Origin of the sequence: Sphingorhabdus sp. EL138 (genome assembly GCF_945862485.1) — a bacterium.
Taxonomy (GTDB): Bacteria; Pseudomonadota; Alphaproteobacteria; order Sphingomonadales; family Sphingomonadaceae; genus Sphingorhabdus_B.
Genome location: NZ_CAMAYF010000013.1, coordinates 1 through 15,874, shown reverse-complemented (window position 1 = coordinate 15,874; position 15,874 = coordinate 1). Strand labels below are relative to the sequence as shown.

17 protein-coding genes and 2 tRNA genes are annotated in these 15,874 nt (G+C 56.8%); 6 read left to right on the top strand and 13 right to left on the bottom strand.

The features are described from left to right. Positions 1–4 precede the first annotated feature (4 nt). Genes Q0O33_RS06910 through argH form a run of 8 tightly spaced genes read right to left on the bottom strand, consistent with a single transcriptional unit; the run spans position 5 to position 7,065 of the window. Complete coding sequence (locus tag Q0O33_RS06910; protein WP_295497621.1) at positions 5–415, bottom strand: PaaI family thioesterase; 411 nt, start codon at positions 413–415, stop codon at positions 5–7. After that, positions 412–885 carry a PaaI family thioesterase gene (locus Q0O33_RS06905; RefSeq protein WP_295497619.1) on the bottom strand — a complete coding sequence of 158 codons (474 nt, stop codon included), beginning with the start codon at positions 883–885 and terminating at the stop codon, positions 412–414. The genes Q0O33_RS06910 and Q0O33_RS06905 overlap by 4 nt, the downstream gene beginning before the upstream one ends. Continuing rightward, complete coding sequence (locus tag Q0O33_RS06900; protein WP_295497617.1) at positions 886–2,490, bottom strand: amidase; 1,605 nt, start codon at positions 2,488–2,490, stop codon at positions 886–888. Further along, positions 2,487–3,320: a pyrroline-5-carboxylate reductase gene (gene proC / locus Q0O33_RS06895; protein ID WP_295497615.1), complete on the bottom strand. Its 834-nt coding sequence runs from the start codon at positions 3,318–3,320 to the stop codon at positions 2,487–2,489. The genes Q0O33_RS06900 and proC overlap by 4 nt, the downstream gene beginning before the upstream one ends. 14 nt (positions 3,321–3,334) lie before the next feature. Continuing rightward, positions 3,335–4,114 (bottom strand): NAD(P)-dependent oxidoreductase, encoded by a 780-nt coding sequence (locus Q0O33_RS06890; protein ID WP_295497613.1) that lies wholly within the window; start codon positions 4,112–4,114, stop codon positions 3,335–3,337. 9 nt (positions 4,115–4,123) lie between these two features. After that, entirely contained in the window at positions 4,124–5,386 is a 1,263-nt protein-coding gene (lysA, locus tag Q0O33_RS06885; RefSeq protein WP_295497611.1) for a diaminopimelate decarboxylase, read from the bottom strand. A gap of 6 nt (positions 5,387–5,392) precedes the next feature. Next, positions 5,393–5,698 (bottom strand): hypothetical protein, encoded by a 306-nt coding sequence (locus Q0O33_RS06880; RefSeq protein WP_295497609.1) that lies wholly within the window; start codon positions 5,696–5,698, stop codon positions 5,393–5,395. After that, a complete protein-coding gene (argH, locus tag Q0O33_RS06875) occupies positions 5,695–7,065 on the bottom strand; it encodes an argininosuccinate lyase (protein WP_295497686.1) in 1,371 nt (456 codons plus the stop codon). The genes Q0O33_RS06880 and argH overlap by 4 nt, the downstream gene beginning before the upstream one ends. Positions 7,066–7,081: 16 nt before the next feature. Here argH and Q0O33_RS06870 point away from each other — a divergent pair, with 16 nt between their 5' ends. Continuing rightward, positions 7,082–7,675, top strand: coding sequence for a TlpA family protein disulfide reductase (locus tag Q0O33_RS06870; RefSeq protein WP_295497608.1), 594 nt, complete (start codon positions 7,082–7,084; stop codon positions 7,673–7,675). Positions 7,676–7,758: 83 nt separating this feature from the next. Here the strand turns inward: Q0O33_RS06870 and Q0O33_RS06865 are convergent. The 3 genes from Q0O33_RS06865 to Q0O33_RS06855 form a co-directional block, all read right to left on the bottom strand. Further along, positions 7,759–7,845: transfer RNA gene (locus Q0O33_RS06865), tRNA-Leu, on the bottom strand. A gap of 78 nt (positions 7,846–7,923) precedes the next feature. Further along, positions 7,924–8,517 (bottom strand): methionine biosynthesis protein MetW, encoded by a 594-nt coding sequence (gene metW / locus Q0O33_RS06860; protein ID WP_295497607.1) that lies wholly within the window; start codon positions 8,515–8,517, stop codon positions 7,924–7,926. Then, entirely contained in the window at positions 8,514–9,647 is a 1,134-nt protein-coding gene (locus Q0O33_RS06855) for a homoserine O-acetyltransferase (RefSeq protein WP_295497606.1), read from the bottom strand. The genes metW and Q0O33_RS06855 overlap by 4 nt, the downstream gene beginning before the upstream one ends. 139 nt (positions 9,648–9,786) lie before the next feature. Between Q0O33_RS06855 and hisC the strand changes: the two genes are divergently transcribed. Beyond that, positions 9,787–10,884 (top strand): histidinol-phosphate transaminase, encoded by a 1,098-nt coding sequence (hisC, locus tag Q0O33_RS06850; RefSeq protein WP_295497605.1) that lies wholly within the window; start codon positions 9,787–9,789, stop codon positions 10,882–10,884. Continuing rightward, positions 10,884–11,789, top strand: a complete 906-nt coding sequence (locus tag Q0O33_RS06845) for a prephenate/arogenate dehydrogenase family protein (RefSeq protein WP_295497604.1) — start codon at positions 10,884–10,886, stop codon at positions 11,787–11,789. Before hisC ends, Q0O33_RS06845 begins: the two co-directional genes overlap by 1 nt. Before the next feature lie 4 nt (positions 11,790–11,793). On the opposite strand, the gene Q0O33_RS06840 is transcribed toward Q0O33_RS06845, so the two are convergent. Further along, positions 11,794–12,483 (bottom strand): lysophospholipid acyltransferase family protein, encoded by a 690-nt coding sequence (locus Q0O33_RS06840; protein ID WP_295497603.1) that lies wholly within the window; start codon positions 12,481–12,483, stop codon positions 11,794–11,796. A 3-nt stretch (positions 12,484–12,486) separates the two neighbouring features. Beyond that, positions 12,487–13,017, bottom strand: a complete 531-nt coding sequence (locus tag Q0O33_RS06835; protein WP_295497601.1) for a YdcF family protein — start codon at positions 13,015–13,017, stop codon at positions 12,487–12,489. Positions 13,018–13,317: 300 nt separating this feature from the next. Here Q0O33_RS06835 and Q0O33_RS06830 point away from each other — a divergent pair, with 300 nt between their 5' ends. The 3 genes from Q0O33_RS06830 (at position 13,318) to Q0O33_RS06820 (ending at position 15,808) form a co-directional block, all read left to right on the top strand. Then, entirely contained in the window at positions 13,318–14,190 is an 873-nt protein-coding gene (locus Q0O33_RS06830; RefSeq protein ID WP_295497598.1) for a zinc-ribbon domain-containing protein, read from the top strand. Between the two features lie 206 nt (positions 14,191–14,396). After that, positions 14,397–15,668: a hypothetical protein gene (locus Q0O33_RS06825; protein WP_295497596.1), complete on the top strand. Its 1,272-nt coding sequence runs from the start codon at positions 14,397–14,399 to the stop codon at positions 15,666–15,668. 64 nt (positions 15,669–15,732) lie between these two features. Continuing rightward, positions 15,733–15,808 (top strand) — tRNA-Thr (locus Q0O33_RS06820). Positions 15,809–15,874: the final 66 nt, after the last annotated feature.

Sequence of the window (15,874 nt, the reverse complement as noted above, 5' to 3'; positions counted from 1 at the left end):
GGCGCTAACCTTCGCGTTTTGCCTTAATCAAATAATGCATATAGCCCATGGCGATGGGCTTATCCCGGTCCTCCTGCCATGCTCGGGCCTCTACATTGGCCATAGTTCGACCAAGGCGGGTCACTTCGCCAACGGCAAACGTCATTTGGTTTAGGCCACCGCGCATGAAATCGACGGTGACATTGACCTGTTTAATATTGGAATCGCTACCTTTGGCCCTAAGCGCCTGATGAATGGCGGCGATGGCAGCAATTTCGAGCATGCCGGATATCGCGCCACCATGTAGAAGGCCGGGACGGCCCTGAACGCGGTCGGCAAAGGGCATGCCGATCACGGGCGCGCCATTAATTTCGTCAACGACGGTCATATCGAGCGCCCGTGCATATGGGGGCAACGCGGTATATAATGCACTCACGCCGCTTGCCCACCAGTCCTGATGAACGTGCCGCTGGCATGGGCCAATGGCTGGTCAGGATTGCCATTATGGGCATATCCGCGCACGAAGCCGATGCTGTTGGTTAAATGATAGCAGATGCCCCGGCCATAAACGCGCTGTCCAGATGGTGACGGGCGCAGATAATCGATGCGCAGGTCCATCGTGGCTTGCGGCCGGAATTCATTCAGCTTGGTCCAAATCGACATGCTGGTGGCGTTATCCATGAGGCTGATGATCACCGCGGAAGCCAATATGCCGGTTTCGGGGTCCGCAACAAGGTCTTCGCGCCAATCAATCGCAAGCTCAACCCAGTCATCGCCATGGCCAACATATTCCATGTTGAGAAATCCACCATGGCCGAATTTACCCATCAATTTGTTCACCAAGGCAGGGTCAAAGCCGCCACCATTAGGGGCTAGGGTTCCAATGTCGGTTGTTCCGGTCGTCATTTAACGGCTCTCTACATTTGGTCGAAATTTTGGTGACACGCGCGCCTTTGAAAGCTGCTCATACGCAAAGCCCGTTTTCAGAACAGCATGGTCATGCCATTTTGGGCCAATGAAGCTGAGGCCAATCGGCAGTCCGCCAGATAGGCCCATGGGCACGGTCAAATGCGGAAAGCCGGCAACGGCGGGCAATTGGCTGGCGCTTGGCCCGGAAAAGGCATCACCCTTGCCCAATGTCGACACCCAGGCAGAACCGTTGGTCTGCGCGATGATGATATCGACCTTGTTGCTGGCAAATATCTGGTTCAGCGCATCGGTCGCAAGCCCGCGTGACGTTGCGAGCGCCTCCAGATAAGCTGGGTCATCCAGCCCTTTTTCCTTGTCCGCCGCCTCAAACGTGTCTTGTCCAAAATGCTGCAATTCCTTGTCGGCATTCGCCTTGTTGAACGCGATGATGTCCGCGAGCGTTTTGTGCGGGACTAAACCGTCCGGCAAGCCCTGCAAATAAGACGCAAGGTCCGCTTTAAGTTCTGTCAGCAAGACCTTAAATTCACCTTGTCCGATTTTTTGCCGGTCAATTTTGCTGGCATCGAGCAGGATGATTTCCGCGCCGCCAGTCTTCAATGTGGCGATGGCAGCGTCGAATAAGACAGCGTCGGCATTGGGTGCGCGCAGGACGCCAATGCGCATCCCTTTCAGGCCGTCAATGGATAGACCGTTGCTGTAATCGCCGCGCCATTTGTCCGCATCTACGGTTGCGGCGTCTTGCGGATCTGTACCCGCCATAGCCGTGAGCATGATGGCCGCATCACGCACTGAGCGCGTCATCGGCCCTGCGGTATCCTGGCTGTGGCTGATCGGTATGACAAAATGGCGCGAGACCAAGCCGACGGTCGGTTTGAACCCAACCACGCCATTGACGCCAGCGGGACAAGTGATGGAGCCATCAGTTTCCGTACCAATCGTGCCCGCCGCCAAAGCCGCTGCTGCCGCCGCGCCACTGCCGCTGGAGGAGCCGCAACTGTTGCGGTCAAGCGCATGCGGGTTCTTGGTTAGGCTGCCCACCGCGCTCCAGCCGCTGGTGGAACTGCGAGACCGGATATTGGCCCATTCGCTCAAATTGGTTTTGCCTAAAATCACGGCTCCCGCCGCGCGTAAGCGCGCAATGAAGGGCGCATCACGATTGGTGATATTGCCCGCAAGTGCCAGTGATCCGGCGGTCGTTGGGAGCGGGCCTGCAACCTCCACATTGTCCTTCACCAAAATGGGGATGCCATGCATCGGACCGCGATAACGGCCCGCGCGCAATTCGGCGTCCATGGCGCGGGCTTGGTCGAGCGCGTCGGGGAATGTGGCGATGACCGCGTTCAGCGTCGGCCCGCTGTCATCAATGGCAGCAATCCGCGTGAGGTAAGCGGCGGTTACCGCTTCGCTGTTGAACGTGCCATCATTGATGCCGTCTGCCAGTTGCGACAGGTCCAGACTGTCCATGGGTCCCGCTTTGGCCAGATTCATATTGGCCTGTGCAGTCGATGGCGGGGTGGCTGGCGATGCGGTGGCTGGCTGTGCCAAAGCGCAAGATAGGGCCAATATGAATTTCAATTTCATTTGACCTCTCCCTTGGCCAATTCCGCCCCCCGGTCGCGTGCCGCGCGCAGGGTCTGCGTCATCAATCTATCTAAAGCCGTATCTGCGTCCAGCACCGCAAGGCCAGCGGCGGTTGTGCCGCCCGGGCTGGTGACGCGCGCGGCGAGTGCCTCCGGTGTTTCGGGCGACGTTGCGGCCAAAATCGCGGCGCCTTCAGTCATGGATATAGCCAGTTGCGCGGCAACCGCTGGTGGCAGTCCCGTTGCCTCCCCGCCTTTGGTCAGCGCATCAATGACGCGGTAGATAAAGGCAGGGCCTGACCCCGCCAGCGCCGTGACCGCATCCATATGCGCTTCATCGTCGATCCAGATGACTGTCCCCAATGGCGTGAGCCACGCGGCAATGTCCGTCTTGGCCAATGCCGTTTCATTGGGCGCAAACACGCCCAAGGGGGACTTACCAATAGCGGCCGCCAAATTGGGCATCAGCCGGACGATCCGCGCATTAGGAGAGGCTTCCGACAAAGTATGCGTTGTGGTGCCCGCGAGTATAGAAATCACCAATGCGCCGGGGGCAATCAATGGCGCAATGTCGGCGGCGAGCGATGATAGAAGCTGGGGCTTTATACCTAATATCAGTACATCGAACCGCTGCGGCACCTCTTGCGGCGACCGTGAAATCGCAACGCCCGCGGGCAGATTTGTGGCGACAGGGTCAACCACATGGAAAATGTCCGGCGACACGCCCGCAGCCAGCCAACCGCGCAGCATCGCGCCGCCCATATTGCCGCAGCCGTAGAAACAGATTTTGGATGGAAAAGCGGACAAATGGACGACCTTGCTACTGTTCAAGCCAACCTCATGCCCTATCCCTGCGTGGACGGCAACCGTAGGAACAAGGACAGGCCCGCGGGCGCGGGTGAAGGTGGCGGGCTTGCGTGGCGTACCGCGTCAGCGCGGGCACGGTTGAGGATAGCCGCTGGCACATTGGCGTCATGGAAAATATGGTCTGCTTCACCCAATAAACGCGCGGTCCGCAAGGTCAGGTCATCGGGATTATCCGAAAGTAACGTGATTTCAATGATGCGGTCGCTTTTGGGTTCGTCGGCGACTTTCAACCAATGCGCGACAGTGTCGGGCGCGTGATGGCCAAACGGGTCGAGCAGGCCACCTGCGGCAAATCCTTGATCCAATGCACGGCGGCGCTGTGGTCCCTCGGGCCAGCGTGCGCGGATTTTGTCGCGCGCGCCAGATATCGCGTTGGCCAGCGGGCCTAAGGTTTCGGGCAAAAAGGTCTCGATGCGTTGGCGAATGGCCTTTGCCATGCCCGCCGACGCGCCGCCGGTGCCGACCGCCACCAAAACGGGTGTCCGGTCGACAATCGCTGGCGTGTTGAAATCGCATATTTCAGGCCTATCCACGACATTGACGAGCAAACCGCGCGCTTTCAAATCATCGGCAGCAGCGCAGGCTTCGTCTTCTTCGGCGATGGCGACAAAAGCAATCCGAGCGTCGGTATCACCCGCATCCACAGATATACCGCCCGCGCGTTCGATCAGCCGCCGTTTGGCATCCGCCATTTCGCCTGCACCGACCAATATGACATTCCGGCCTTTCAAATTCACAAAAATCGGTAGCTGGTCCAAAGCGCGTTCCTATTTCAGCCAGTCGGGCACATGCTCCGCCGCCAATATCGTCTCGGGTGCAATGCGTTCTGCGACGACCGCGAATTTGTCGTCATCGACGAGGACTTCGGGCACCAATCCACGGCTATTATATGTGCTTGCCATCGTCGCACCATAAGCGCCGGCGGTCCGGAAAATGGCAAGGTCATTGGCGACAACCGGATCAATCTCGCGGCCCATGGCGAAGGTGTCGCCGGTTTCGCATACCGGGCCCACAATATTGGCCATCATCTTTTGCCCATTGGGTGCGACCGCCTCAAAATCATGCCATGCATCATAGAGCGCAGGGCGGGCGAGGTCGTTCATCGCAGCGTCAACGATAACGAATGGCGCATTACCGGCGCCGGGCTTCACGCGAATGACCCGCGTCAGCAAGACGCCCGCATTGCCCGCGATCACGCGGCCGGGTTCGAACATTAACCGCACGCCCCAATCCTTGGTCACGCGCGCAACCATAGCGCCATATGCGGCAGGCTCCGGCGGATTGTCACCGTCACGGTAGCGCACGCCAAGGCCGCCGCCCAAGTCGACATGCGTGACCTCATGGCCTGCGCCGCGCAATTCTTGCAACAGCACGCCCACCTTTTGGAAAGCGGTTTCAAGCGGCTCAAGGCTCGTCAACTGACTGCCGATATGCAGCGCGACACCGCGCATGTGCAGATGCGGTAAAGTGCTTAGCCGTGCGTAAATGCCCGGTGCGCGGTCAATGCCGACGCCGAATTTATTGTCCGCCTTGCCCGTTGAAATCTTGCCATGTGTGCCTGCGTCCACATCGGGGTTGATACGCAATACGGCCTGCGCGGTTAGGCCGAGCGCCGCGGCTAGCGCTGCCAGCTCTTGCCCTTCTTCTTCGGATTCAATGTTGAACTGGCCAATGCCCACCTTCAAGGCGCGGGTCATTTCTTCGGCAGTTTTACCAACGCCGGAAAAGACAATATCTTCGGCTGCCATGCCGGCGGCCAGCGCGCGGTCCATTTCGCCGCCTGAGACGACATCGGCGCCATAGCCCTGCCGCGCCAGAACTTTCAAGACGGCAAGGTTCGGGTTCGACTTTACCGCAAAGGCCAAATGCGGATTATCCAGTCCTGACAAAGCAGCCCGAAATACCTGCGCATGTCGTTCGAATGTGGCCCGTGAATAGACATAGACGGGCGTACCAACGGCGTCCGCAATGTCGGCCAACGGCACGTTTTCGGCGTGCAACACGCCATCGATAAGGTGAAAATGGTTCATTGGGTTCTATTCAGGATCAGTTTTGGAAGGTGGCGTTTGCGCTTCGGGGTTTAAAGGCTTGGGCTGCTCCCCCGGTGCGATGTCAAAGGGATCATCCTCTCGCCGTTCTGAACGTTTCAGCAATTCATCGGTACGCCCGGGCCGCGCCTGCACCGATGGTGTCGTTAACCCGCCCGCGCTTTGCTCGGCTGTCTGGCCATAGGCCTGCGGCGGCATGGCATTGCCCGAACGCGGTTCAAGGTCGCCAACCAAGCCGCACGCGGTGGTCGTTAATGCGATACCGAACACCAACAGGACGCGTTGCAATGTCATGCCTCAAGTTCCTTTTTTGCAGCCGCTATCGCTTCTTTCACGCGCACGGGCGCGGTGCCGCCCGCGCTGGTGCGGCTGGCGACAGAACCATCAATCGACAGGTCCGGCAAAGTACAGCCTGCGAGCATGGGGTTGATCGCGGCAAGGTCGTCAGCGGTAATCTCCGACAGGCCCATGCCGCGCGCCTCGCACGCCTTCACGACGCTTCCGGTCACATGATGCGCATCACGAAAGGGCATGGCAAATGCGCGCACCAGCCAGTCTGCCAAATCGGTTGCCGTAGAAAATCCGGTATCTGCGACTTCGCGCATGCGCGGGGTGTTGAACGTCACATTGGCAACCATGCCCGTCATCGCCGCAATTGATAAAGCGAGCAGGTCATACGCTTCAAACACCGGAGGTTTGTCGTCCTGCATATCTTTGGAATAGGCCAAGGGCAGACCCTTCATGGTGATCATCAGGCTATTCATACAACCCATAATCCGCCCGGCATGGCCACGCACCAGCTCGGCCGCGTCAGGGTTGCGCTTTTGCGGCATGATCGAGCTGCCCGTTGACCACGCATCGGGCAAGGCGATGAAGCCAAAGGGCTGCGATGCCCATAAGATCATCTCTTCGGCCAGACGCGACAGATGCAAGGCGGTTTGCGCCGCTGCCGTCAGGAACTCCAAAGCGAAGTCACGGTCGGATACGGCGTCCAGGCTGTTGCCCATCGGGCCGTCAAAGCCAAGCGCAGCGGCGGTGGCGGCGCGATCAATGGGGAAGGATGTGCCCGCCAAGGCGGCAGCTCCCAAAGGCGAATGATTCAGGCGGCTGCGACAATCGGCAAAGCGGCTGCGGTCGCGTTTTGCCATTTCATAATAAGCCATCAAATGATGACCCAGTGTCACGGGCTGCGCCACTTGCAAATGCGTGAAGCCGGGCATGATGCTGCCGACATGTTCATCGGCGCGGGCGACGAGCGCTAATTGGAACGCGCGTAGGCCCGCATCAATCTCCAGAGTGGCATTGCGCACCCACAGACGGAAATCGGTCGCCACCTGATCATTGCGGGATCGGGCGGTGTGCAGGCGCGCAGCAGGTTCGCCGATCAGCTCCCGCAGGCGCGTTTCTGTGACCATGTGAATATCTTCAAGCGTGAGATCAACGGGCACGCCATTGGCTTGATATTCGGCGTGGACTGCGTCGAGCCCCTTTTGGATAGCGGCATTGTCCGCATCCGAAATGATGCCGTTCGCGGCCAAGTTATCGGCATGCGCTTTGCTGCCCGCTATATCCTCTTGCCAAAGACGCTTGTCGAATGGGATGGAGGCATTTATCTCGCGCATAATTGCGCCGGGGCCTTCGCCGAACCGGCCGCCCCACATGCTATTGGAATTCGACATGCGCTTTGTAATTGCCCTAATCCTTCTGGTGTTAACCGGGTGCGATAAAGAAACCCTACCCCAGGGGCAAGCGCAACCCGCATCTGCTGAAAACTCTGATATCGCGGGCAAGGCCGATATCATGCTGGAAAGTGCAAATGGCGCCCGCGCGATGCTGAGTTACAAATTCGCTGGGCAAATGGCGCCGACTGCGCCCTTTGCGGACGCCGACGGGCAGGATGTGACTTTGGCAGATTTTGAAGGCAAGCCATTGTTGCTGAATATTTGGGCGACGTGGTGTCCACCATGTAGGGCCGAAATGCCGACGCTGGACGCGCTGGCAAAGCTGGAAAAGGATCGGATAGCGGTCATCGCAGTATCCCAAGACCTTGATGGCCGCGCGCCTGTCTTGGCCTTTTTCAACGAGACTAAGGTCCAGAATCTGGAGCCTTATACCGACGCTGACAACTCGATTTTGGCCGCGTTCAACAACAGCCTCGGGCTACCCACGACCATTTTGTACGACAGCGCAGGCAAAGAGGTTTGGCGGCTTACGGGCGGCGTTGAATGGGATGATGCCGAAATAACAAAGCTGCTGCGCGCAGCAGACTAATCCATTTAGGATAAGCCGAAGGTAACATTTGGCGATCAACGCCTTGAGGCAATATCTTTGCCTACGATCGACAGATTGAAAAATGGTGCGGCCAAGAAGACTCGAACTTCCACGGGCTTTCGCCCACAACGACCTCAACGTTGCGCGTCTACCAATTCCGCCATGGCCGCACGCGCCTAGACAGGTAGGAGGCGGCCCCTAGCAAAGCGTGTAGGCAGGCGCAACAGGCATTATGGTTTCGCCGCGGCCTAATCGCGCCGCAGCAGGAACACAGCATGTTCCGCCAACAGATTAGCGAGGCGTTCATTGCGCGGCTTATCACCCGACAAAAACCATTGGCCTTCTATGCGAATATCGCGCTCGGCCAGAAAACTGCGAAAATCGTCAATGGTCACATGGTGGATGTTGGGCGTGTCATACCAACGGTGGGGAAGCTGCTCCGTCACGGGCATGCGTCCGCCAAACATATGGGCCAAACGCATGCGCCATTGCGCAAAATTGGGGAAGGAGACAAAGGCTTGCCGCCCGATCCGCACAAGATGGTCCAAGACCAGATCGGGCCTTTTGGTGGTCTGCAGCGTCTGGCTTAAAATCGCATAGTCAAAGCTACCATCGGGATAATCGGCCAAGTCGGTATCCGCATCGCCCTGAACCACCGATAGGCCGCGCGCGACCGCAGTCGCAACGTCGCGGGCATCCAGCTCCAACCCGCGCGCATCGGCATCTTTGCTGTCGCGCAAGGCCGCCATCAACAGGCCATCGCCGCAGCCGACATCCAAGATACGTGCGTTTGCGCGCACTTCGCGGGCGATAATCGCAAGGTCGGAGCGCAGCGCTGTCACCGGCTTTCACCTGCACGCAAAAAGCCGTCGACGATGCGGTTCATTTCGGGCGCTTCCAACAAAAATGCGTCATGGCCAAAGGGACTCGATAGTTCAACAAAACTCGCCGCCGCGCCAGCGGCGTTCAGGGCATGCACAATACGCCGCGATTCCGCTGTTGGATATAACCAGTCGCTGTCAAAACTGATGAGGCAGAAACGCGTTTTAGTGCCGGCAAAGGCCTTGGCAAGCACGCCGTCATGCGGCTCGGCCAGATCGAAATAATCCATCGCGCGGGTAATGTAGAGATAGCTGTTGGCATCAAAGCGATCGACGAAGCTAAGGCCCTGATGGCGCAAATAGCTTTCGACCTGAAAATCAGCATCAAAGCCAAAGCTTTTGGCATCGCGATTTTGCAAACGACGACCGAATTTCTCGGTCAGGCCGGCTTCCGACAAATAGGTGATGTGCGCCGCCATGCGGGCCACGGCAAGCCCAGCAGCGGGCGCTTCATGCCCATAATAAGCGCCATTGTTCCAGCGCGGGTCCGCCATAATTGCCTGACGCCCAACCTCGTGAAAGGCGATGTTCTGTGCCGAATGCCGCGCCGTCGATGCAATGATGACCGCCGAACGGACGCGTTCTTGATATAAGGCCGCCCAGCTTAATGCCTGCATCCCGCCCATCGACCCGCCGACCACGGCCTCCAATGTTTCGATGCCCAGATGGTTCAGCAAAAGCGCCTGCGCACGGACCATGTCGGCGATAGTGATAACGGGAAAACCCATCGCATAAGGCGCGGCCGTTGCCGGATCGATGCTGGCAGGGCCAGATGACCCCATGCAGCTGCCCAAAACATTTATGCTGATGATGCAATGGCGCGCGGGGTCGATGGGCTTGCCGGGACCAACCATCCGCGTCCACCAGCCTGCTTTGCCCGTAACGGGATGGTTTGATGCCACATATTGGTCACCGGTCAGCGCGTGGCAAATCAGGATGGCGTTGGATTTGTCGGCGTTCAATGTACCATAAGTTTCATAGGCAAAGTCGACAGGCGCAAACTCTACACCGCTGTCGAGCTGAACTGGCCCAAGCAACTGTGTCTTTCTATCCAGACCGAAACGCGTATCATTCTGCATGCTGACCGCCATATCAGCGGTTTCGTGCGAAACAACAGAAACTCGCAAAAGAAGTGTTAGGGTCAGGACCACTTAAATATTTAAGTGGTCCTGACCCTAGTGCGTTGGCGACACGTTGCGCTTCGGCGCTGCCGCCGCTATGGCCGCGGGCATGAACACACCCATAGCCAAACCATGGATTGAAGCGATCAGCGCCTACACCCCCGGCAAAGCAAAGTCGGACGATGGCCGCGTGCTGATTAAATTATCAGCGAATGAAAACCCTTTGGGGTGCAGTGCTGACGCGTCGGCGGCACTGGTGAACAAAAGCGCTTCTTTGGCCCGCTATCCTGACCCGGGCTGCAGTGCTTTGCGCGAAGCATTGGGCGCGGCCTATGAGATTGATAGCGACCAAATCGTCTGCGGCACGGGTTCGGATGAACTGCTGAACCTCATTGCCATGGGCTATGCAGGCGCAGGCGATGATATCATTTATGTCCGCTATGGTTTCTCGGTCTATGACATTGCGGCCCGCAAAGCGGCGGCCAATGTGATTGTCGCGCCGGACAAGGATTATGGCACCGATGTCGATGCCCTGCTGGCGCTGGTGACCGACAAAACGCGCGTGGTCTTTGTGGCGAACCCCAATAATCCGACGGGCACATATACCGACGACAGCGAAATTGTGCGGCTGCATGCGGGCTTGCCGAGCAATTGTGTGCTCGTGCTGGACCAAGCGTATGGCGAATATCTTGAAGATGACGGTCCCGCCGCAATGGAACTGGCGCGCCGCCACGACAATGTCCTGATCACCCGGACTTTCTCTAAAATTTACGGCCTCGCGGCAGAACGCATTGGTTGGTGCTATGGCCATGCTGGCCTTATCGCGACGCTCAACCGCGTGCGTGCGCCGTTCAATGTGACAGCCGCGGGACAGGCAGCGGCTATCGCTGCGCTTGCGGACACAGATTTCGTGATGCGTAGCCGTCAGCATAATGCCGAATGGCGCGACTGGATGGCCGCAGAATTTGCTGCGTTATCCAACCATGGATTGCAGGTCATTCCCTCCTGGGCCAACTTTTTGATGGTCTTGTTTGAAGGTGCATGCAGCGCAGAGACAGCGTTTAACGCACTCATGGCCGAAGGCTATATCGTGCGCTGGTTGCCGGGGCAGGGGCTTGGCAACGGCCTGCGCGTCACCATCGGTACCGAAGAGGAAAATCGCGGCATTATGTCGGCCTTGCGCCATATCCTGGACGCGAACGCGTAATGTTACCCTTTGCGCGCCTGACAATCATTGGCCTGGGTCTCATTGGCTCATCGGTCGCGCGCGCGGTCCGGGCGCAGATGCCCGCGGTGCGGATCACCGGGCATGACGCGGACCCGGCTGTGCGTGAACGCGCGGTTGCGCTGGGTATCTGCGACGATGTGACGGACACCTCGGGCGCGGCGGTGCTGGACGCTGACCTTGTCATATTGTGCGTGCCCGTTGGCGCGATGGGCGCGGTGGCTGCGGAATTTGCCGCCGACCTGCCTGCCGATGTGATTGTCAGCGATGTCGGTTCCTGCAAGCAAAGCGTGGCAGAGGCGCTCGGCGCGGTGCTGCCGAACGCAATCATCATTCCCGCCCATCCGGTAGCGGGCACCGAAAAAAGCGGTCCCGATGCGGGTTTCTCGACCTTGTTCAAGGGCCGCTGGTGCATATTAACGCCGCCCGAAAATGCGCCCGAGGCCGCTATTGAGCGGCTGCGCATTTTTTGGCAGCAGCTTGGCGCCGATGTTGAGATTATGGATGCCCGCCATCATGACATGGTCCTTGCCGTCACTAGCCATTTGCCGCATTTGATCGCCTACACCATCGTTGGCACAGCTGATGATTTGGAAGGCGTGACACAAAGCGAGGTCATCAAATATTCCGCCGGTGGTTTCCGGGATTTTACGCGTATCGCCGCGTCCGACCCCGTGATGTGGCGCGATGTGTTTTTGTCCAACAAGGACGCTGTCCTTGAAATGCTTCAGCGTTTTTCGGAAGATTTAAGCGCCCTGCAACGCGCGATCCGGTACGATAAAGGCGATGAGCTTGAGGCGTTATTTGCCCGCACCCGCAATATCCGGCGGTCGATTGTTGAACAGGGCCAGGATGATGACGCGCCCGATTTCGGACGCAAGCATTAAGCCGTCACACGTTCAACGCGTTAATGGCCGCATGCACGCGCGCCTCAATTTCCGCGCGCGGTAGGCCCGTGGGAAGTTCTTCCCCCACCTTGTAGGTAATCGTCCCTGATTTCCAGATACCCGCTTTGCGCGGGCTTAACGTGCCGCTGTCCACCGCAATGGGCACAACGGGTAGGTTGATAAGCTTATACAGTCCCGCAAAGCCCGACTGCAATGGCGGCCGGTGGCCGGGGGCAACGCGGGTACCTTCGGGGAAGATCACAATTGGTCGTCCGTCGGCGATCATTTTTTTGGCGAGAACCAGCATGGCCCGCAGCGCCGCCGCGCCACCATTGCGGTCAACAGGGATCATGCCATAGGCCCGTGCGGCTGGGCCCCAAAAGGGAATGTCGAATAGCTCTTTTTTCGTCACCACCGCGGGTTTGCGAAACATGCGAGGCATGTCGATGGTTTCAAACATGCTTTCATGCTTGATAGCATAGAGAACGGGCTTTTGCGGCAATGCGCCCTCAATCTTGATGTTGATGCCCAATATCCGGCGGTAGCAGGTATATTGCCAGCGCGACCAGCCACGCACGGCCCACTGCATCAGCGGGATGGAGAACCATTGTGCCAAGAATGCGGTCACGACAAAAAACACCGATATGGTGTAAAATATCACGATGTACACAGCAGACCGGATGACTGCCATCATGGCTTAAAGCCCAAGAAGCGACGCGACAGCGCGCAACCAATATTTATTATATTCTTTGAACAAGCCGCCAAGCGACGGTTGTGTCGACACTGCGTCATTGGTGACGGTGATACCATTGGGCAAGGCCCGGTCCAATTCAAAGCGTGCGCGGCGCATGTGCCAATCATGCGTAACAAGTCGAATGCTGCGCATATTGTTCCGCTTTGCCCATGCCGCCGTTTCTAACGCATTGGAGCGCGTGTCTACCGATTGGAAACCCAGCGCAATGCAGCATTCGAAATATTTGGCAGATTTTGGGTATTGTGCCTCAAGCTCAGGCGGCTTCACATCGCGGTCTACACCCGAAATCAGCAATTTTTTGGACTTGCCCGATTCCAATATTTCAAGGCCGCGATCAATTCTGTCGGCGCCACCTGTCAGCACGACAACGCAATCGGTTGGCGTGATGGACGCTGGCTGCGGCAACAGCAATGCAAACCAGGCAAAACCCAGCATCCAAATTAACAATAGGAAAGCGATAGAGCGACTGATCATAAATTCTTCTTTAACACAGTAACCACCGTGAAGCACGATTTAAGCATAGCAAGCGTCTTCACAGCAAGCGGAATGCGCGCACGGGTGACCCAGCCCGATACCGATATTGCAAGGCTGCGATTTGGTTGAAGTCCCAGCCTGTCAAACGCCTATATGTGCAACATCGCAGCGATAAATGGCATAAAGGCAGGACGGGTTAAGGGCTATTCCTGGTCGAGTCATCAACCGAAAACGCGTCGTCCACAGCATTTTTCACCAGCAGGGTTGCAAGTCACAAGATGCTGCTGTTTAGTCTTTTCCATGCTGCTTGTTTGCCCTTCCTGCCGCACACGTTACAATGTTCCTGACAATGCCGTTGGTGTTGATGGCCGCCAAGTACGCTGCGCCAATTGCAAGCATGCATGGTTTCAAGAAGCGGCGGCTCCCCCGACGGCGCCAACACCCTCCATCCCCGCCCCCGCCGAACCGAGCGATCCGGCGCCCACTGTCGCCCTGCCAGAGGCTGCTGCTCCCGCACAAATGCCACCAGCAGGTGCAGAGCCGGCAGAAAGCGCCCCAGCCCCCGCTCCACGATTCAGGGTTGCAGACACGGATACGGATGACGCGCAGCCCGATTTCCCTCGATTTGCGCCCGAGCGTGCGGCCACGCCTGATCCGGCCCCTGTATATGTCGACCCGTCGTTAAGTGCAGGTAAATGGGCCGAAACAGAACCAAAGCAAAGCCGTTTTGCGCATGAACCACCGTTCAATCAACGCCGCAGCCCTGCGAAAATATGGACTTTGGTTGCTATCATCTTCGCGCTGACGGTCACCTTCACTGGCACGGCTATTTCCTATTTTGGTATGCCAAATATCGGTTTTTCCAGCACAACAGACGAACCCGACCTGACAATCGTACTTAACGAAAATCTGGAACTGAACCAGCGTGAAGACGGCACACCTTATTTTATCGCCAGCGGCAGCATAGTGAACCCGACCGGGGTGCAGCAAAATGTGCCCGACATGTTGGTAACGCTAAAGGATGCCAGTGGCAGACCGGTTTACAGTTGGAAAATGAAAGCAAAGGCAAGCACGCTTGCGCCCGGCGCAAAGGTCGATTTTAGCGAGGCGCGGCTTGACGTTCCATTGGCCGCCAAGCAGATCAGCGTCGGCTGGGTGCTTTCGGGCGATTAACCCCGCCCCGCACAAAGGCCACTTGAACTCACCGGCGCTGTTGGCTATGCGAGCCTCGGCCGAAGCGCCATATGCCGCCTTAGCTCAGTTGGTAGAGCATCGCATTCGTAATGTGTTGGCGAACACCCTATTTTTCCCAGAAATGCAGTACTTACAGTGATTTAGACACGCTTGCTGTTGTATAGTTTTTACTATACAACAATTTCATGAGCAAAGGCATTGTAAACGCTAGCCAAAGTCGTGTTGACCCGACAATGCGTGACCGCACGCAGCCAATCCCAAGTTCGCTACAGAAGGTGACGGGGTTCGGTACGCTCACGATTTACAGAATGGCAGCGTCTCCATTCTGGTATGCGCGCTATTATGAGGACGGAAAAATCGTTCGTCGTAGTTTGAAGGTTGCTGACAAAAAGGAAGCGATCAAAGCTGCCAAGAAGGTCTTTGTGGATCTCAAGCATCGCAAGATGAACAATCTGCCGTTCACAAAAACGAGTGGCTTTGAAGTTTGCGCTCGTGGTCTTGCCAAAGAGAATGATGCACGGTTCAAGCGTGGTGAATTATCAAAGCAGAAGATTAGTTATGACGCAGGGCGACTGGAAGCTGACTTGCTACCGCACTTTGGAAAGTATGAGATTGCGGACATAGATTACAGCGTCATCAGCGATTACATCAACAAGCTCAGTACTCCAGATCGTCCGCTTACGATCAACACCCTCAAGATACATCTGTCGCATATCAAGACGATATTAAAGTACGCTCAGCGAGTTGGAGTGATAACTGGGCTTCCAGCGTTCCCGCGTCTCAAAACGACTGACACAGCCCGTCCTTGGTTCAACAGCAAAGAGTATAGTACGCTTCATTCCGTCTGTAGGTCACGCATTGGCACGAAAATACGGGTAGATACAAAGGCTGGAAAGTTCCTGCGCAATGTCGAGATTACACAAGATGTGTATGATCTCATCATCTTCATGACGAACGCGTTCATTCGTCCAACTGACATTAAGGTACTTCAGCATAAGCATGTTGCGATTATTCGCGGCAAGGACACTTATCTGCGTCTGACTCATCCACCGACAAAGGGTCATGGAAGCCCAGTAGTGACGCTCAAACGAGCGGTTGAGGTGTATGATAAGTTATTGGAGCGTCAAAAGGCAGAAGGCTTTGGGAAGCCAGATGACTATCTGTTTTGTCCACAGCAGTTGAACCGTGATTATGCATTGCGGGATATCACACGGCAGTTTGATCAAGTGCTTAAGGTCGCTGGGTTAAAAACAGGTCCAAACGGTGATGCAAGGACGCTCTATAGCTTGAGGCATACATGTATCATGTTCCGCATGATACATGGAGAAGGCATTGATCTGCTTACAATTGCCCGCAGCGCACGAACCTCTGTCGAGATGATAGATCGGTTCTATGCCAAGCATCTCACTGCCGAGATGAATATTGCTCAATTACAGAGCGGCGCCATCGACGATTGAAGATGTAGGTGGGTCAAAAAAAGGCTGGGAAATCGGGCGCATTCCCGCTAATGGAAGCGCCATTGCCGCTTTAGCTCAGTTGGTAGAGCACTTCATTCGTAATGAAGGGGTCGTAGGTTCGAATCCTATAAGCGGCACCATTTTTTCTCAATAAATCAATATGGTTTTGGAAAAATAAGCGAAACTCAGCACCGTTTTTGTTGTAT